Genomic DNA, 16,299 nt, shown 5'->3' with positions numbered 1-16,299 from the left:
TCAGCTGCCGAGGTTGGCGAGCAGCTGCTGCATCTCGGCGATCTCGGCGGACTGGCTGTCGCGGATGGCCTCGGCCAGGGCGATCGCGTCGGCGTCCCGCCCGTCGGCGATCTGGGTCTCGGCCATCTGCACCGCGCCGGTGTGGTGGACGATCATCTGCTCGAGGAAACGCCGGTCGAACTCGGTGCCGCCGGCGCTCATCAGCGCATGCATATCCCGTTCGGACATCATCCCCGCGCCGTGACCCATGCCATCGTGACCCATGCCGTCCATGTGGTCGGCGCCCCACTGGTCGAGCCAGCCGGTCAGCGTCTGGATCTCGGGGTCCTGCGCGGCCTGGATGCGGGCGGTCAGGTCGAGCACCCGAGGGTCGGTGGCGCGGCCTTCGGCGAGCTCGGCCATGGCGATCGCCTGCCGATGGTGCGGAATCATCTCGCGGGCGAAGGCGACGTCGGCGTCGTCGAACTGGGCTTGCTCGGCCGACGCGCCGGCCGGGGAGGAGCTGCCGCTCATCATCGAGCCGTGCCCGGCGGCGTCGGGGTCATCGGCGCAGCCGGCGAGGACGAGCGCGCCGGTGAGCAGGGCGGCGGTGAGGCCGGTCAGGCGTGCGGTGGTGCGGGTCATGGTGGATGTCTCCTGGAGCTGCGGATGTGGACCGGTGGGCGTGCGCGTACACCGCCGGCGGGCCAGCGTGGGGCTGAGGCGCCGGCGGTGAAGGCGGTCGGCCTAGATCCGCAGCAGGCAGAGGGAGTGCAGGTCCGGCGGGCGCGGTGGCGCCAGGCCGGCGGGAGCGTGCGCGCGCAGCCGCCCCCACGCCGCCGGCAGCAGTGTCGGCAGGCGGGGCAGCAGCAGGGCGACCAGCGCCGCGAGGCCGGCGGCGAGCACCGCCAGGCACAAGGACCACAGGTGCGCGCCTGCTCCGGCCGGCGCGCTGTCGTGCCCCGCGGCGAGCAGGCCGGCCAGGGGGGCGGCGGCAATCGTCGCAACGGTGTCGTGGGCGCTGGTGGGGTCTCCGTCGTGGACGCCGGTGTGCGCCTCGAGGCCGCGGCTGACCGGGCCCGGGTGCGGACCGCTCGCGAGCAGGCCGGCGGGGGCTGCGGCGACCGGAGCCGCGCCGTGGCCGGCCGTGTGCTCGGTCGTGGCGGCGGTGCACTGCAGACCGTGCATCGCGAAGACGGCGGCCAGCAGCAGCAGCGCTGTCCATCCTCGTGCTGCCATGCCCACCCCCATTCTCAGCGAGGCTACGACGCCCGCAGCCCTGGCCGCCGGGCACGGTGCTCGGCGGCCGGAACCAGGTGCGGAGGCCGGCCGAGACGCTCAGTCCCCGTGAGGTCGAGCTGTTGCAGCTGGTGGCCGAAGGGTTGTCCAACCAGCAGATCAGCGAGCAACTGTTCCTCAGTCAGGCGACCGTGAAATCCCACCTCGTGCACGTCTACGCCAAGCTCGGCGTCGATTGGCGGACCGCTGCCGTGGCCACCGCCACCGCCACCGCTCGCGGGCTCCTCCGCCGCTGGTAGCGTGCCGGCGTGGTCGGGTTCCGGATTCTCTGCGGGCTCGCCGGCGACTGACTCTCGCGCCGGTGGGTCCGAGAGCACGTCGGTCGAGGTCGTTCCCCTGCTGACCAGGGCTTCGTCGGCCCGGAGGCACCCATGACCACCCACCACGATCTCGTTCCCAGCGCGGCCAAGGTGCGCGTCGTCGTCACCGACGCGCTGGGACTGCAGCGCGTCCTCACCATGCTGACCGGGCGCAACCACGGATTCACCCGCCTGGCAGCCGAGGAGGCCGACCAGGGGCGGTGGACGGTCACCGTGGACCTGTCTGCCACGCCTCACGAGCTGGACCTCGTGACCCTCCGGCTGGAGCGGCTGCCCAGCGTGCTGACAGTCGCCGTCAGCGCGCCGGGTGCACTCGCCGCGATCGCCTGACGGCCGCATCCTGGGGCTGGGCCGGGGCGGCCCGCCCGAGGGCACCGACGCAGGGCCAGCCGGTGAGCCCCGCCCAGCATCCGGTCGTCGTCGATGACCGGCGACGACTTCGATGTCCATGAGGCGTCACGCCGCCACGTCATCGCCGCTCCGCATGGGTGTCGCTCCTGGCGTTGTCCCGCCACCGGACATTCCGAGGCGTGCGAAGTCGTGCTGCGGGACAACGTCTCGCCGTGTCCGGCCACGCCGGTCCAGCCGCGGGAACGCAGAAGGGCCCCGGTCAGTCGCCTGACCGGGGCCCTTCTGCGACGGGGTGAGTGACGGGGCTCGAACCCGCGACACCCAGGATCACAACCTGGTGCTCTACCAGCTGAGCTACACCCACCGTGCTTCTCCCGGGCGCAGCGGCCCGGGGGAACGCGACAACGATACCGGAGGCCGCGGGGCGACCCGCCGGGGGAGTCGCCGTGCTCAGGCGGTGCCGGCGTCCCCGGCCGCGAGCAGCTCGGCGAAGGAGCCGACCACCTGGTCGGCGGCCTGCTTGGCCTGGTCGCCGCTGGGCCCGGGTGCCGGGACGAAGAGCGTGCGCCGGTAGTAGGCCAGCTCGCGCACCGACTCGATGATGTCGGCCAGCGCCCGGTGGGCCAGCCCCTTGGGCGGCTGGGCGAAGTAGACGCGGGGGAACCAGCGCCGGGCCAGCTCCTTGACCGAGGAGACGTCGACCATCCGGTAGTGCAGGTGGTCGTCGAGCTCGGGCATGTCGCGGGCGAGGAATCCGCGGTCGGTGCCGATCGAGTTGCCGCACAGGGGAGCGGTGCGCCGTTCGGGGACGAACCGCTTCACGTACGCCAGGACCTGCTGCTCGGCCTCGGCCACGGTGAGCGTGGCGGCCCGGACGGCGTCGGTCAGCCCCGACTTCGCGTGCATCTCCGCCACGAACTCGGTCATGCCGTCGAGGTCGGCGTCCTCGGCGGAGATGATCAGGTCCAGGCCCGGGTCCAGGACGTTGAGCTCGGAGTCGGTGATGAGCACCGCGACCTCGATCAGCTTGTCCTTGGTGAGGTCCAGCCCGGTCATCTCGCAGTCGATCCAGACCAGGTGCCCTGCGCTCTCCGCCACGGCGCCCGACAGTACGCACCGCGCACCACGACCGCCCCGATCACCCCTCGTGTCGACGCGCATCCCAGCGGCTGCGACGGCGCGGCCCGAAGGGCTCGGATTCGGCGCGGCTGACCGTTAGGGTCGCCCGAACGCCCGCCGTCAGGAAGCCCTCCCGTGTCCTCTGCACCCGCACCCGTCGCCACCGCCGTGCCCCAGGCGCCCGGCACGCTCCGCGCCGGCCTGGCCCACCCGATCGCCCTGGTGCGGTGGCTGTGGGCCGCGTACATGACCCCGGGACGGCCCGGGCGGCCCGCCGAGCAGACCGAGCTGCGCTGGATCTACACCGCCTGGCTGGCGGCGTTCCTGCTGAAGATGCTGGGCTCCTCCTGGGACGTCTCCTGGCACTTCAAGTGGCTGCGCGACGACCTCGCGCCCCCGCACCTGCTCAACACCGTGGGCACCGCGGTCGTCGTCGCCCTGGTGCTGTTCCACAGCTACACCGGCTACGGCGTGGACCGCCGCGCGCTGCGGTGGATGCAGGTCGGCACCGCCACCTTCCTGATCGCCATCCCGGTCGACCTGGTCAACCACCGGATCAACGGGCTGGACATCACCAGCTGGAGCCCCAGCCACGCGCTGCTCTACCTGGGGACGGCGATCATGCTGGCCGGCGCGCTGCGCGGCTGGTGGCTCTACGCCGCGCCGGGGCGCACCCGCGACCTCGTCTCGCTGGGGCTCTGGCTGTTCTTCGTCGAGAACGTGCTCTTCGCCAACCAGCACCAGGAGTACGGCGTGCTGTCGCTGGAGGCCTACGAGGCCGGGCGGACGACGGCCGAGCCGTCGCTGCTGGACTTCGCGGCCTCCCAGGGCCAGTCGCCGGCGATGTTCATGCTGCCGGTGCCGTCGTGGGTGCACCCGGCGTGGCTGGTCTGCGCGGGCCTGCTGGCGCTGCTCGTCGCCCGCCGCGTCGTGGGCCTGCGCTGGACGGCGACGCTCGTCGCCGTGGGATACCTCGGCTACCGCGGGCTCATGTGGCTCGGGCTGGTGGCGCTGGACTTCCCGCCGTCGGTGCTGCCGGTGGTGCTGATCGCGGGGGCGGTGCTGGTCGACGTCGCCGTGGACCGGCGGGTCCCCGGCTGGCTGGCCGGCCCGGTCGTCACCGCGGCGGTGTACGCCGTCGCCTACCCGCTGGCGCAGCTGGGGCTGCTGCCGCCGTGGAACTGGTGGTCGGTGCTGCCCGTGGCGGTGACGTCCGCCGCGCTGTGGGCGGCGGTCGACGCGCTGGCCACCAGCGCCTGGCTGGCGCGCTGGCGCGCCGCGGACGAGCCGGCCGCCACGACCGTCCCGGCCTGAACCCGGAGCCGCTCCGCGCGCCACGGAGCCGTCGCACCGATGACGTAGCGTCGTCGTCGGCTGCCCGCGGGAGCCGCCGGCGGTGGCCCGCACCGGCCCGGCCCCGACCGCAGATCCCGACCGCCCGGAGGACGACGTGCTGGTCCTGACCCCGGCGCCGCTGGAGACGGCAGGTGAGCGGGCGCTCTTCGGGGAGCTCACCCGGTGGGACACCGGCGCCTCGGTCCGCGCCGCGGTGGTGGCCTCCCTCCCGCTGGTCGACGAGCCGCTCGGCCGCCGCCAGTCCGACGCGGTGCTGCTGGTCCCCGAGGGCCTCGCGGTCATCCGCGTCGTCGAGGTGCTCCGGCAGTCCGGGACGGTGACGGCGAAGCCCGAGGGGCCCTGGACGATCGCCGGACCCGGCCCCGAGCAGGTGCTGCACCTGGCCGGTGGCGGCTCCTCGCCGCTCGACGGGCTGATGGCCGCGGGCATGGACACCGCGATGAAGCTGCGCCGGGCCGGGCTGGAGCCGGGGCGGATCGCCCGTCTCACCGTGCTGGTCGGCGAGATCACCGGGCTGGTGCCCGTCGACGGCGACCTCGGCGAGGGCGACCTGGTCGCCACGCTCGACCCCCGCTCCCTGCTGCTGGCGTTCGCGCGGGCCGCCCGGCACGCCGGCGTCGCCAACCCCCGGCTCTGGACCACCGCCGACGTGCGGGCGGCTCTGGCGGCGCTGGAGCTGCCCGGCCGCGGCCCCACGGTCGAGGAGCTGGGCGGCGAGGCCTTCCCGTACTCGCCCTACGTCCTGCGCCGTCCCCAGCTGCTGACCCCGGCGGCGATGGCCGCCTCGCCGCTGATCGTCCCACCGGTGCCCGACCCGCCGGACGCCGGCGAGCCCGGGCCGGGCGGGAACGCGGACACCCCGGAGGGCGAGGGCGGCGCGTTGAGCGCCACGGCCGTGGCCCGTGCGGTCGCCGCCTCGGTGGCCTCGGCGCACGCCGCCGCCGTGGCCGCGGCCGCGCCGACGGGCGCGACCCCGGGGCTCGCCGGGCAGCGCGACACCGTCGAGGTGGGTGGTGCGCCCGCCCCGCCGCGCCCCGACGCGGGCACCGAGGGGCGGACCGGCACGCCGGACCGCGACGGCGGCGACGGGCCGCCGGCCCCGTCCGGCCCCCGTACCGCGGTGCTCCCGGCCGCGTCACCCACCGCCGCGTCACCCGCCGCCGATCCACCCGCCGCCGAGCGACCCGCGCGGCCGCCGCTCTCCCCGGCGTGGGGTGCCACCGCGTCGGGGCGCGGCGGGGACCGGACGCCGGCCGACCGCCGCCGGATCGCCGTGCTGGCCGCCGCGGTGGCGGCGGTCCTGGTCGTCTGCGTCTTCGGTGTGTGGCTGCTCGGCGACGAGCCGGCCGGCGACGGCGCGGGTGGCGACGTCGGGATCCCGTCCGACGCCGTCGTGGCCGGGCCCACGCCGGGCGAGGTGCGCGAGGTGGACGGCACCGCCTACACCGTGGAGGCGGTGCAGGTCGACGACACCTGCGCCGGGCACGCCTACGGGGAGGTGGCCGGGTTCTTCGCCGCGCGCGACTGCGTCGGGCTCTCCCGCGCGCTGTACTCGGCGCAGGCGGAGGGTGCACCGGTCGTGGTGTCGGTGTCCCGGGTGACCATGGACGACGACGCCGCCGCACGCGAACTGCGCGCGCTCACCGACCGCGACGGCAGCGGCAACGTCAGCGACCTGCTGCGCGAAGGTGTCACCTACGACGGTGCTCCGGCCGGGTTGCGGTCGGCGCAGTACGCCAGCGCGGTGTCCGGCTCCACCGTCACCGTCGTCGAGAGCGCGTGGGCCGGTGCGGGCGCCGGCAGCGCCGCGGCGGTGGACAAGGTCGCCTCCGACGGCCTGGCCCTGCCGGTGCCGCCTCTCAGGTGACGGCCCGGAACGGCCCGGAGGGTCGGGGCGCGCCGGCGAACGGCGAGCGGGACCGGCTTCTCCGTCAGGCGGTGGCCGCTGCCCAGGCCATGGCGCGGAGCAGCTCCGCCATCGCGGACCGGTCGAGGCGGCCCGCGCTGTGCGGGGTGGAGTTGATCAGTCCGAAGACGGCGTGCGCGCGGGCGCGGCACGCGGCGGCCTCGGCGTCGGGGTGCACCCGCGCCAGCACCGCCACCCACACCTCGACGTAGCGGCGCTGCAGCCGCCGCACCTGGGCGGCCTCGGCCTCGGGCAGCGAGGCGAGGTCCCGGTCGTGCACGACGATCAGCGCCGGGTTGTCCAGCGCGAACTCGACCTGGAAGCCGATGAGCGCGCGCAGCTGGTCGGCCGGGTCGCTGCCCGCGGCCGCCACCCGGTCGCGCCCGCCGTCGGCGAGCCGGGCGCTGATGCGCAGCAGCATCTCGGCGAGCATCGCGTCCTTGCTCGCGAAGTGCCGGTAGATCGCCGGCCCGGTGACCCCGACCGCCGCCCCGACGTCGTCCACCCCCACCGCGCGCGAGCCGCGCTCGGCGAACAGCCGGGCGGCGGCCTGCAGGATCTGCTCGCGGCGGGACGGCCGGGCGGCGTCGGCGTGCAGCGCGCTGTCCTGGGCTGGGGAGCCCGGCTCCAGACCCGTGCCGGCCGACGTCATGCGACGGATGCTAGCCCGGCGGTGAACACCGGTTAACCCCTCGACCGGGAGGAGTGGACCGCGAGGGTGAACCATGGTTAACCTCTGCGGCGTGGACGCACCGGTGCTCTCCCACGCCTCGCCGGCCGACCCGGCGGGCGCCGCCCGCAACGCCGCGGCGCACGCCGAGCTCGTCGCCGACCTGGCCGGCCAGTTGCGCGCCGTGGCCCTCGGCGGCGGCGAGCGGGCGCGCGAACGGCACACCGCCCGGGGCAAGCTGCTGCCCCGCGAACGGGTCGACGCACTCCTGGACCCCGGCAGCCCCTTCGTCGAGCTCTCGCCGCTGGCCGCGCACGGGCTCTACGACGGCGAGGCGCCCGCGGCCGGGATCATCACCGGCATCGGCCGCATCTCGGGGCGGGAGTGCGTCGTCGTCGCCAACGACGCCACCGTCAAGGGCGGCACCTACTACCCGATGACGGTGAAGAAGCACCTGCGCGCCCAGGAGGTGGCCCTGCAGAACCGGCTGCCCTGCATCTACCTGGTCGACTCCGGCGGGGCGTTCCTGCCGATGCAGGACGAGGTCTTCCCCGATCGCGAGCACTTCGGCCGGATCTTCTACAACCAGGCCAACCTCTCCAAGGCCGGGATCGCGCAGATCGCCGCCGTCCTGGGCTCCTGCACCGCCGGCGGCGCCTACGTGCCCGCGATGAGCGACGAGGCGGTGATCGTCCGCGAGCAGGGCACGATCTTCCTCGGCGGGCCGCCGCTGGTGAAAGCAGCGACCGGCGAGGTCGTCACCGCCGAGGACCTGGGCGGGGGGGACCTGCACAGCCGGGTCAGCGGGGTCACCGACCACCTGGCCGACGACGACGCGCACGCGCTGCAGATCGTCCGCCAGATCGTGTCCACGCTGGGCCCGCGCGAGCCGCGGCCGTGGGACCTCGAGCCGGCCGAGGAGCCGCTGCACACCCCGGAGTCGGTGTACGAGGTCGTGCCGCCGGACCCGCGCACGCCCTACGACGTCCGGGAGGTCATCGCCCGCCTGGTCGACGGCTCCCGCTTCGCGGAGTTCAAGCCGCTCTACGGGCAGACGCTGGTCACCGGGTTCGCCCGCCTGCACGGGCACCCGGTCGGCATCATCGCCAACAACGGCGTCCTGTTCGCCGAGTCCGCGCTCAAGGGCGCCCACTTCATCGAGCTGTGCGACCGGCGGAAGATCCCGCTGCTGTTCCTGCAGAACATCACCGGCTTCATGGTCGGCCGCGACTACGAGGCCGGCGGCATCGCCAAGCACGGCGCCAAGATGGTCACCGCCGTCGCCTGCGCCCGCGTGCCGAAGCTGACCGTGGTCATCGGCGGCTCGTTCGGCGCCGGCAACTACTCGATGTGCGGCCGGGCGTACTCGCCGCGGTTCCTCTTCACCTGGCCCAACTCCCGCATCTCGGTGATGGGCGGGGAGCAGGCGGCCTCGGTGCTGGCGACCGTCCGCAGGGACGGGATCGAGGCCCGCGGGCAGGGGTGGCCGGCCGAGGAGGAGGAGGCGTTCAAGGCGCCGATCCGCGACCAGTACGAGTCGCAGGGCCACCCGTACTACGCCACCGCACGGCTCTGGGACGACGGCGTCATCGACCCGGCGCAGACCCGCACCGTGCTCGGCCTCGCCCTGTCCGCCTGCGCCAACGCGCCGCTCGAGGACGTCGGCTACGGCGTCTTCCGGATGTGAGCCAGATGTTCGACACCGTCCTGGTCGCCAACCGCGGCGAGATCGCCGTCCGCGTCATCCGCACGCTGCGCGCGATGGGCATCCGCTCGGTCGCCGTGCACAGCGAGGCCGACGCCGGCGCGCTGCACACCCGGCTGGCCGACGTCGCCGTCCCCATCGGGCCGGCCCCCGCCGCGCAGAGCTACCTCTCCATCGAGCGGGTGCTCGACGCCGCCGCCCGCACCGGCGCCCAGGCGGTCCACCCGGGCTACGGCTTCCTGTCGGAGAACGTGGAGTTCGCCCGGGCCTGCGAGGCGGCGGGGATCGTCTTCATCGGCCCGCCGGTCGCCGCGATCGAGGCGATGGCCGACAAGATCCGCGCCAAGCAGACGGTGATGGCCGCCGGGGTGCCGGTCGTCCCGGGCCGGACGGAGCCCGGCATGAGCGACGCCGAGGTCGCCGACGCCGCCGTCGCCGTGGGCTTCCCGGTGCTGCTCAAGCCGAGCGCCGGCGGTGGCGGCAAGGGCATGCGGGTCGTCCGGTCGGAGGACGAGCTGCCGGATGCGATCGCCGGCGCGCGGCGCGAGGCCAGCGGCTCCTTCGGCGACGACACCCTCCTCGTGGAGCGCTACGTCGGCAACTCCCGGCACATCGAGGTGCAGGTGCTCGGGGACGCCCACGGCACCGTGATCCACCTCGGCGAACGCGAGTGCAGCCTGCAGCGGCGCCACCAGAAGGTGATCGAGGAGGCGCCGTCTCCGCTGCTGGACACCGCGATGCGCGCCTCCATGGGCCGCGCCGCCGTCGAGGCCGCCCGGGCCGTCGGCTACACGGGTGCGGGCACGGTCGAGTTCATCGTCGACGCCGACCGGCCGCGCGACTTCTTCTTCCTGGAGATGAACACCCGGCTGCAGGTCGAGCACCCGGTCACCGAGATGGTCACCGGGCTCGACCTCGTGGAGCTGCAGCTGCGGGTGGCCGCGGGGGAGCCGCTGCCGATCGACCAGAGCGACGTCGCGCTCGACGGCCACGCCATCGAGGCCCGGCTCTACGCCGAGGACCCGGCCCGCGGGTTCCTGCCCCAGGCCGGCACCGTGCTCGGCCTGGTGGAGCCCACCGGCCCGGGAGTACGCGTCGACAGCTCGCTCGCCGTCGGCGGGCGGGTGGGCACCGACTACGACCCGATGCTCGCCAAGGTCATCGCCTGGGCGCCCGACCGGGAGACCGCGCGGGCGCGCCTGGTGGGGGCGCTCGGGCACACCGCCGTCCTCGGGGTGACGACGAACGCGGCCTTCCTGCGCGCGCTGCTCGGCGACCCGGACGTCGTGGCCGGCACGTTGGACACCGGGCTGATCGAGCGGCGCGGCGAGGAGCTGACCGCGGTCCGCGAGTCGTCGGCGCACGTCTACGCGGCCGCGGCGCTCGCGCTGCTGGTGGAGTCCGAGCCGGCCGGCCCCGTCGTCGACCGCTGGGACGTCCCCGACGGCTGGCGGCTGGGCGAGCCCGCGTGGACGGTGCGGCGCCTCCAGGTGGCCGGCGCCGACCCGGTGACCGTGCGGGTGCGCGGCCGGGCCGCCGACGCCGAGGTGGCCGTGGGCGACGCGGCGCCCGCCCCGGCGCGGGCGGTGCGGGACGGCGACCGGCTGCTGGTCACCTACGCCGGGGAGTCGTCGTCCTACGCGCTGGTGCACGACGGCGGGACGGTGTGGCTGGCCGCCGGCGGCCGCGTGACGGCCCTGCGCGAGCACGAGCGGCTAGCGAGCTCCGCCGGCCAGGCCGGGGGTGACGGTGCCGTGACCTCCCCCATGCCGGGGACGGTGACGGTCGTGCGCGCCTCCGTCGGCGACGAGGTCGAGGCGGGCACCCCGCTGCTCGTCGTCGAGGCGATGAAGATGGAGCACGTGCTCACCGCCCCGGTCGCGGGGACGGTGGCCGAGCTCGGGGTGACGGCGGGCCAGACGGTCGCGCTGGACGAGCGGGTGGCCCTGGTGACCCCGGCGGCCGCGCCTGAGCAGCAGGAGAACTGATGTTGGACTACCGGCTGAGCGACGAGACCGAGGCGCTGCGGACCACCGTCCGGGAGTTCGCCCGGGAGGTGATCGCCCCGCAGATCGGGGAGTTCTACGAGCGCGACGAGTTCCCCACGGAGATCGTCCGGCAGATGGGGGAGCTCGGCCTGTTCGGCCTGCCCTTCCCCGAGGAGTACGGCGGCGCCGGGGGCACCTACTTCGACCTCTGCGTGGCGCTCGAGGAGCTGGCCCGGGTCGACAGCTCGATGGCGATCACCGTCGAGGCCGGCGTCTCGCTCGGTGCGATGCCGATCTACCGGTTCGGCACCGAGGAGCAGAAGCGGGAGTGGCTGCCCCGGCTGTGCACCGGTGAGGCGCTCGGCGCCTTCGGGCTGACCGAGCCCGGTGGCGGGTCCGACGCCGGGGCGACGCGCACCACCGCGCGCCTGGAGGACGGCCACTGGGTGATCAACGGCTCCAAGGCGTTCATCACCAACTCCGGCACGGACCTCACGTCGCTGGTGACCGTCACCGCGGTCACCGGCACCAAGCCGGACGGCAAGAAGGAGATCTCGGCGATCATCGTGCCGTCGGGGACGCCGGGCTTCACCGTCGGCCAGCGGTACTCGAAGGTCGGCTGGAATGCCTCGGACACCCGCGAGCTCTCCTTCGACGACTGCCGGGTGCCCGAGGAGAACCAGGTGGGGGAGCGGGGGCGCGGCTACGCGCAGTTTCTCTCGATCCTCGACGAGGGCCGGATCGCGATCTCCGCGCTGTCGGTCGGGCTCGCCCAGGGGTGCGTGGACGAGTCGGTGAAGTACGCGGCGCAGCGGGAGGCGTTCGGCCAGCCCATCGGCCGCAACCAGGCCGTGCAGTTCATGATCGCCGACATGGAGGTGCGGGCCTCCACCGCGCGGCTGGCCTACTACCGGGCGGCGGAGAAGATGCTGCGCGGCGAGCCGTTCAAGCGGGAGGCCTCGATCGCCAAGCTGTACAGCTCCGAGGTGGCGATGGACAACGCCCGCTACGCCACCCAGGTGCACGGCGGGTACGGGTTCATGAACGAGTTCCCGGTGGGCCGCTTCTACCGCGACGCCAAGATCCTCGAGATCGGCGAGGGGACCAGCGAGGTGCAGCGGATGCTCATCGCCCGCGACCTCGGCGTCGGCTGACCGACGTCGACCGCGCCCGGGTGTGCGCTCACCGGGGTCATCGCGACCTGCGGAGCCCTGAGGAGCGCACACCCGCGCGGGTGGAGCACCTGGCCTCGCTCGCGGGCTGAGCCGCGCGCTCGCTCAGCGGCGGGCGAGCTCCGCGGCCAGCGGGTCGAGGCCGAGCTGCCCGAGCGCCAGGACGTCGCGGTGCCACTGCGCCAGGTCGAAGGCGTCGCCCGCACGCCGCCGGGCCTCCTCCCGGCAGGTCAGGAACACCCGCTCGCCCACCTTGTAGACCGGCGCCTGCCCGGGCCAGCCGAGGTAGCGGTGCAGCTCGTCCACGCGCATGGCGTCCTCCATGCTCACGTGCCGGCGCAGGAAGGCCAGCGCCACGTCGTAGTCCCAGCGGGTGCCGGCCGCCGCACCCGCGGGGATGGGCAGATCCAGGTGCACCCCGATGTCGAGCACCACCCGCGCCGCCCGGAGCTCCTGGGCGTCGAGCATGCCCAGCCGGTCGCCCGGGTCCTCGAGGAAGCCCAGCTCGCCCATCAGCCGCTCGGCGTAGAGGGCCCAGCCCTCGGCGTTGCCCGAGCAGGAGCAGAGCAGCCGCTGCCACCGGTTGAGCCGCTCCGCGTCGTGCACCGTCTGCCCGATCTGCAGGTGGTGGCCGGGCACGCCCTCGTGGAAGACGGTCGTGGTCTCCCGCCAGGTCGTCATCTCCTCGACGCCCTCGGGCAGCGACCACCACATCCGACCCGGGCGGCTGAAGTCCTCGCTGGGGGCGGTGTAGTAGACGCCCTCGCCCGCGGTGGGGGTGAGCCGCCCCTCGATGCGGCGTACCGGCCCCGGGATGTCGAAGTGCACGCCGTCGAGCGCGGCCACCGCGCGGTCGGCGGTCTCCTGCAGCCAGGCCTGCAGCGCCTCCCGGCCCCGGATGATCCGCGCCGGGTCGGCGTCGAGCGCGGCCATCGCGCCGGCCACCCCCGCGCCGGGCGCGATCTCCTCGGCCACCCGCTCCTTCTCGGCGACGATGCGGGCGAGCTCGGCCCAGCCCCAGTCGTAGGTCTCGTCGAGGTCCAGCCGCGCCCCGGTGTGGTACCGGGACTCCACCAGGTAGCGGTCGCGCCCCACGCCATCGGCCTCCGGCGCCAGTGGCAGCAGCACCCGTTCGAGGTGCCCGGCGAAGCCCAGCAGAGCGCCCGACGCCCGCTCGGCGCCGTCGGCCAGGTCGCGGCCCAGCGCGCTGCGCGGCTCGACCGGCGCCTCGCGCGCCAGCCGGGTGAAGAAGCCGGGCCGTTCCGGCGTGCCGGCCCACTGCCGTGCCCGCTCCGCCGCCAGCCGCACCTGCCGGGCGGCGGAGACCCGGCCGCGGTCGGCGGCGCCGTCCAGCCCGCGGGCGTAGCTGAGCAGCGCGGCAGGCAGCGCCGCCAGCCGGACCGCCACGGCGGCCCAGTCCTCGTCGGAATCGGTGGGCATGAGGTCGAAGACCTCGCGGAAGCCCTGCAGCGGGCTGTCGACCGTGTTCAGGTCGGCCTGGGCGTAGCCGGCGTCGTAGCGGTCGAGCTCCGCGCCGAGCCGCTCCAGCATGGCGCTGCGGGCGATCTCGTCCCGGCGGTCGACCGGCTCCAGCGCCTCGGCCTGGGCGCGGGTGCGGCGCAGCAGCTCGGCTTGGGCGGCGTGCCCGTCGGTGCTGAGGTCGGGCCACCGGTCGTCGTGGCCGCGCACGCCGATGTAGGTGGCGACCACCGGCTGGGCCGCGGCGTAGCTCTCGACGAAGCCGTCGGCGAGCTGGTCCAGGGGGGACGGCGGGCGCGCGGGGGAGCCGGTCATCCCGCTGACGCTATCCCGGTGATCCGTGGTCGGCCGTCAGCGCGCGGAAGGTGCGCGCTGCGGGACCGCGACGCTGAGCAGGACGACGGAGTCCTCGTCGGCGTGCAGGCTGTGCCGGCGGTCCGGGATCGGGCAGATCTGGTGGGCGTCGAGGGGCGCGGACGCCTCGCCCGCCACCAGGCGGACCCGGCCGCGGACGACCAGCAGCGTGGCCGGCCCAGGGCTCTCGTGCTCGCCCAGCTCCGCTCCGGCGCGCAAGGCGATCACCGTCTGCCGCAGCCCGTCGACGGGGTGCGGCAGGGTGCGTCCGGCTCGGCCGGAGTGCTCGCCGGTGGCCTTCTCCAGGAGCTCCTCGGCGAGCGCGGACAGGTCGGTCATCGCGGGTCCGCTCATGGCCCGAGGCTAGCCACGCCGGTCGGCGCACGCTCAGGCCGTGACGTCGATCAGCGTCTTGCCGACGGCGCCGTCCTCCACCGCCTGGTGGGCGGCCGCGGTCTCGGCCAGCGGGTGCACGTGCAGCGGCAGGCCGGCGTCCTCACCGACCCGTATCGCGCCCTCGGCGACCGCGGTGGCGACGTCCTCGATGCCGAGCACCTTGGCCCGCTCGGGCTCGGTGTAGACGAGCACGAACTGCCAGCGGGCGTTGGGTCCCATCTGCGCGCGCACCGGCACGGTCACCTCGGCGCCGCCGTCGTCGGCGTACATGGCGACCGCGCCGTGCATCCCGATCACCTGGGCGTCGACGGCGGCGTTGACGGCGGCGGAGACCTCGACGATCGCGTCCACGCCCTTCGGCGCGATCTTGCGCACCTCGGCGACGACGTCCTGCTCCTTGTAGTCCACGACGTGGTCGGCGCCGGCCACGGCCGCCAGCTGCGCCTTGCGCGGGCTGCTCACGGTGGCGATGACGGTCGCCTCCGCCCAGCGGGCGAGCTGGATGGCGGCGTTGCCCACCGCACCCGCCCCGCCCTGCACCAGGACCGTGTGGCCGGTGAGCGCCCCGGCCCCCAGCCGGTCGGGGAGGGACTCGGCCACGGTCAGGCAGCGGTGCGCGGTGAGGAACGGGATGCCGAGCGCCGCGCCCAGCTCGAACGGCGTGTTCTCGCCCAGCAGGACGACGTGCCGCGCGGGGACGACGGTGAACTCCGCGGCGGTGCCCCACGGCCGCTGCCACGCGGCCTCCCAGATCCACACCCGCTGGCCGAGCATCGCCGGCTCCACGCCCTGGCCGACGGCGTCGACGGTGCCCGAGCCGTCCTGGTTCGGCACCTGCCCGTCCGGGCCGGGCTGCGCGTTCGTGCGCGACTTCCAGTCGGTGGGGTTGACCCCGGAGAAGGCCACGCGGACCCGCACCTCGCCGGGGCCGGGCTCGGGCACCGGGCGGTCGACCAGCTCCAGGACGTCGGGGCCACCGGGCTGGGTGTAGGAGATCGCTCGCACACACCGGCCGCTACCCCGGCTCATCGGAGGCACACCACCTACCCGGCGTCGAAGGAAGTCGTACGGTTTCTCGTACCACTCGCCGATGGAGGTCTCATGTCCGTCACCGCCAGCGAGGCCCGTCAGCGGCTGTTCCGGCTGATCGAAGAGGTCAACGCCGATCAGGTCGCGGTCGAGATCGTCTCGAAGCGCGGTACCGCGTTCCTCGTCCCGGCCGACGAGTACCACTCGCTCAAGGAGACGGTGCACCTCCTGCAGTCGCCGAGGAATGCCGAGCGCCTGCGGGAGAGCCTGGCGGAGGCCGCCGGTGGGAAGGCGGAGCCGCACGAGCTGCTCGAGTGAGGATCGTCTTCACGACCCATGGCGGGGAGGACTGCACCAGTTGGGTGGGGGACCGGAAGATCCTGGCGCGGATCGACCGGCTGATCGCCGAGGCCGCTCGGGACCCCGCCACGGGCACCGGGAAGTCCGAACGCCTGCGCGGTGACTTGTCGGGCTGCTGGTCGCGCCGCATCGATCAGGAGCGCCGGCTCGTCCACACGGTCCGGCGCAACGATCTCGTCGTCCTGCAGGTGAGGTACCACTACTGAGCCGAGCGGGCGGACGATGCGTCAGCCGGGCGGGGCGTCGTCGTCGGTCGGCCACTCCGGGACCGGCAGGCCGGACACGGTCAGCAGCCGCTCGACGGTCTGCTCGACCACCTCGTCGGTGGGCGGCACGCCGCCGGGCGAGGCCATGAGCCGCCGCACCTCCGCGGGCTCGAGCTCCGTGCCCACCGCGTCGCGCACCCACCGGGCGAACCCCTCGGCCTCGGCGTCGACGTCCACCGGCACCGAGGCGTCGGGCTCGTCGAAGTAGATCCGGGGTTCGTAGCCGAGGAAGAAGCGGCCGCCGGAGGCGTCGGCGGCGCGGTAGTCCACGGTCGCGATGTCGCTGTCGTGGACGTCGACCATGAGGAACGGCACCGCCGTCGGCCGCCCTGTGCGCCAGCGTCCCTCGCTGTAGACGAGCGTGCCGAAGTACCCCATGACCCGAGGCTACTGACGTCCGAAGTCGCGGCTCGATCGTCGAGCGGCTTGCTGCGGCGGTGTCACCGAGTCAGCGGCTGTGCAGAGCCTCCGGCGCGAGGTCGCCGGTGAACACGGCCCCCTCGGGTGTGCCGCTGCCACGCAGTGACTCGCCGAGAATGCCTGAATCCGA

General features: G+C 74.6%; 17 protein-coding genes and 1 tRNA gene. 9 read left to right on the top strand and 9 right to left on the bottom strand.

Annotation, left to right across the window (positions count from 1 at the left end; all coding sequences use genetic code 11):
- Together QOZ88_RS05640 and QOZ88_RS05635 are read right to left on the bottom strand one after the other, a co-directional pair.
- The gene (locus QOZ88_RS05640) at positions 1-624 is read right to left on the bottom strand and encodes a DUF305 domain-containing protein (protein ID WP_305998816.1); all 624 of its coding nucleotides are present in this window, start codon (positions 622-624) and stop codon (positions 1-3) included.
- 102 nt (positions 625-726) lie between these two features.
- The gene (locus QOZ88_RS05635) at positions 727-1,218 is read right to left on the bottom strand and encodes a hypothetical protein (protein WP_305998815.1); all 492 of its coding nucleotides are present in this window, start codon (positions 1,216-1,218) and stop codon (positions 727-729) included.
- On the opposite strand from QOZ88_RS05635, the gene QOZ88_RS05630 reads away from it, so the two are divergent.
- Positions 1,209-1,517, top strand: coding sequence for a helix-turn-helix domain-containing protein (locus tag QOZ88_RS05630; protein ID WP_319946874.1), 309 nt, complete (start codon positions 1,209-1,211; stop codon positions 1,515-1,517). The genes QOZ88_RS05635 and QOZ88_RS05630 overlap by 10 nt on opposite strands.
- A gap of 132 nt (positions 1,518-1,649) precedes the next feature.
- On the top strand, positions 1,650-1,928 hold the full coding sequence (locus QOZ88_RS05625; RefSeq protein WP_305998814.1) for a hypothetical protein: 279 nt from the start codon (positions 1,650-1,652) through the stop codon (positions 1,926-1,928).
- 312 nt (positions 1,929-2,240) lie between these two features.
- Here QOZ88_RS05625 and QOZ88_RS05620 read toward each other — a convergent pair.
- Together QOZ88_RS05620 and orn are read right to left on the bottom strand one after the other, a co-directional pair.
- A tRNA-His gene (locus QOZ88_RS05620) sits at positions 2,241-2,313 on the bottom strand.
- An 86-nt stretch (positions 2,314-2,399) separates the two neighbouring features.
- Positions 2,400-3,047, bottom strand: coding sequence for an oligoribonuclease (gene orn / locus QOZ88_RS05615; RefSeq protein WP_305998813.1), 648 nt, complete (start codon positions 3,045-3,047; stop codon positions 2,400-2,402).
- Between the two features lie 156 nt (positions 3,048-3,203).
- On the opposite strand from orn, the gene QOZ88_RS05610 reads away from it, so the two are divergent.
- Positions 3,204-4,382 (top strand): hypothetical protein, encoded by a 1,179-nt coding sequence (locus QOZ88_RS05610; RefSeq protein WP_305998812.1) that lies wholly within the window; start codon positions 3,204-3,206, stop codon positions 4,380-4,382.
- An 82-nt stretch (positions 4,383-4,464) separates the two neighbouring features.
- Positions 4,465-6,291, top strand: a complete 1,827-nt coding sequence (locus QOZ88_RS05605) for a hypothetical protein (protein WP_305998811.1) — start codon at positions 4,465-4,467, stop codon at positions 6,289-6,291.
- A 64-nt stretch (positions 6,292-6,355) separates the two neighbouring features.
- Here QOZ88_RS05605 and QOZ88_RS05600 read toward each other — a convergent pair whose 3' ends face one another.
- Entirely contained in the window at positions 6,356-6,982 is a 627-nt protein-coding gene (locus QOZ88_RS05600; protein WP_305998810.1) for an SACE_7040 family transcriptional regulator, read from the bottom strand.
- Positions 6,983-7,073: 91 nt separating this feature from the next.
- On the opposite strand from QOZ88_RS05600, the gene QOZ88_RS05595 reads away from it, so the two are divergent.
- The 3 genes from QOZ88_RS05595 to QOZ88_RS05585 are packed head-to-tail and all read left to right on the top strand — an operon-like array spanning position 7,074 to position 11,847.
- Entirely contained in the window at positions 7,074-8,687 is a 1,614-nt protein-coding gene (locus tag QOZ88_RS05595; RefSeq protein WP_305998809.1) for a carboxyl transferase domain-containing protein, read from the top strand.
- A 5-nt stretch (positions 8,688-8,692) separates the two neighbouring features.
- Entirely contained in the window at positions 8,693-10,693 is a 2,001-nt protein-coding gene (locus tag QOZ88_RS05590; protein WP_305998808.1) for an acetyl/propionyl/methylcrotonyl-CoA carboxylase subunit alpha, read from the top strand.
- Complete coding sequence (locus QOZ88_RS05585) at positions 10,693-11,847, top strand: acyl-CoA dehydrogenase family protein (RefSeq protein WP_305998807.1); 1,155 nt, start codon at positions 10,693-10,695, stop codon at positions 11,845-11,847. The genes QOZ88_RS05590 and QOZ88_RS05585 overlap by 1 nt, the downstream gene beginning before the upstream one ends.
- A 123-nt stretch (positions 11,848-11,970) precedes the next feature.
- Here QOZ88_RS05585 and QOZ88_RS05580 read toward each other — a convergent pair whose 3' ends face one another.
- From QOZ88_RS05580 to QOZ88_RS05570, 3 genes are read right to left on the bottom strand one after another with little or no spacing between them, the layout of a single operon-like run.
- Positions 11,971-13,659 carry a DUF885 domain-containing protein gene (locus tag QOZ88_RS05580; RefSeq protein ID WP_305998806.1) on the bottom strand — a complete coding sequence of 563 codons (1,689 nt, stop codon included), beginning with the start codon at positions 13,657-13,659 and terminating at the stop codon, positions 11,971-11,973.
- A gap of 36 nt (positions 13,660-13,695) precedes the next feature.
- Positions 13,696-14,052 carry a cupin domain-containing protein gene (locus QOZ88_RS05575; protein ID WP_305998805.1) on the bottom strand — a complete coding sequence of 119 codons (357 nt, stop codon included), beginning with the start codon at positions 14,050-14,052 and terminating at the stop codon, positions 13,696-13,698.
- 33 nt (positions 14,053-14,085) lie between these two features.
- Positions 14,086-15,099, bottom strand: a complete 1,014-nt coding sequence (locus QOZ88_RS05570; protein WP_305998804.1) for an NADPH:quinone reductase — start codon at positions 15,097-15,099, stop codon at positions 14,086-14,088.
- A gap of 96 nt (positions 15,100-15,195) precedes the next feature.
- Between QOZ88_RS05570 and QOZ88_RS05565 the strand changes: the two genes are divergently transcribed.
- Complete coding sequence (locus QOZ88_RS05565; RefSeq protein WP_305998803.1) at positions 15,196-15,441, top strand: type II toxin-antitoxin system Phd/YefM family antitoxin; 246 nt, start codon at positions 15,196-15,198, stop codon at positions 15,439-15,441.
- Entirely contained in the window at positions 15,438-15,689 is a 252-nt protein-coding gene (locus QOZ88_RS05560; protein ID WP_305998802.1) for a Txe/YoeB family addiction module toxin, read from the top strand. The genes QOZ88_RS05565 and QOZ88_RS05560 overlap by 4 nt, the downstream gene beginning before the upstream one ends.
- A gap of 21 nt (positions 15,690-15,710) precedes the next feature.
- Here QOZ88_RS05560 and QOZ88_RS05555 read toward each other — a convergent pair whose 3' ends face one another.
- Complete coding sequence (locus tag QOZ88_RS05555; protein WP_305998801.1) at positions 15,711-16,127, bottom strand: hypothetical protein; 417 nt, start codon at positions 16,125-16,127, stop codon at positions 15,711-15,713.
- Positions 16,128-16,299 lie beyond the last annotated feature (172 nt).

The sequence above is a fragment of the Blastococcus carthaginiensis genome, assembly GCF_030731085.1.
GTDB lineage: Bacteria > Actinomycetota > Actinomycetes > Mycobacteriales > Geodermatophilaceae > Blastococcus > Blastococcus carthaginiensis.
Note: the sequence above shows the minus strand (reverse complement) of the source record. Positions and strands in the feature narration are given on the sequence as shown.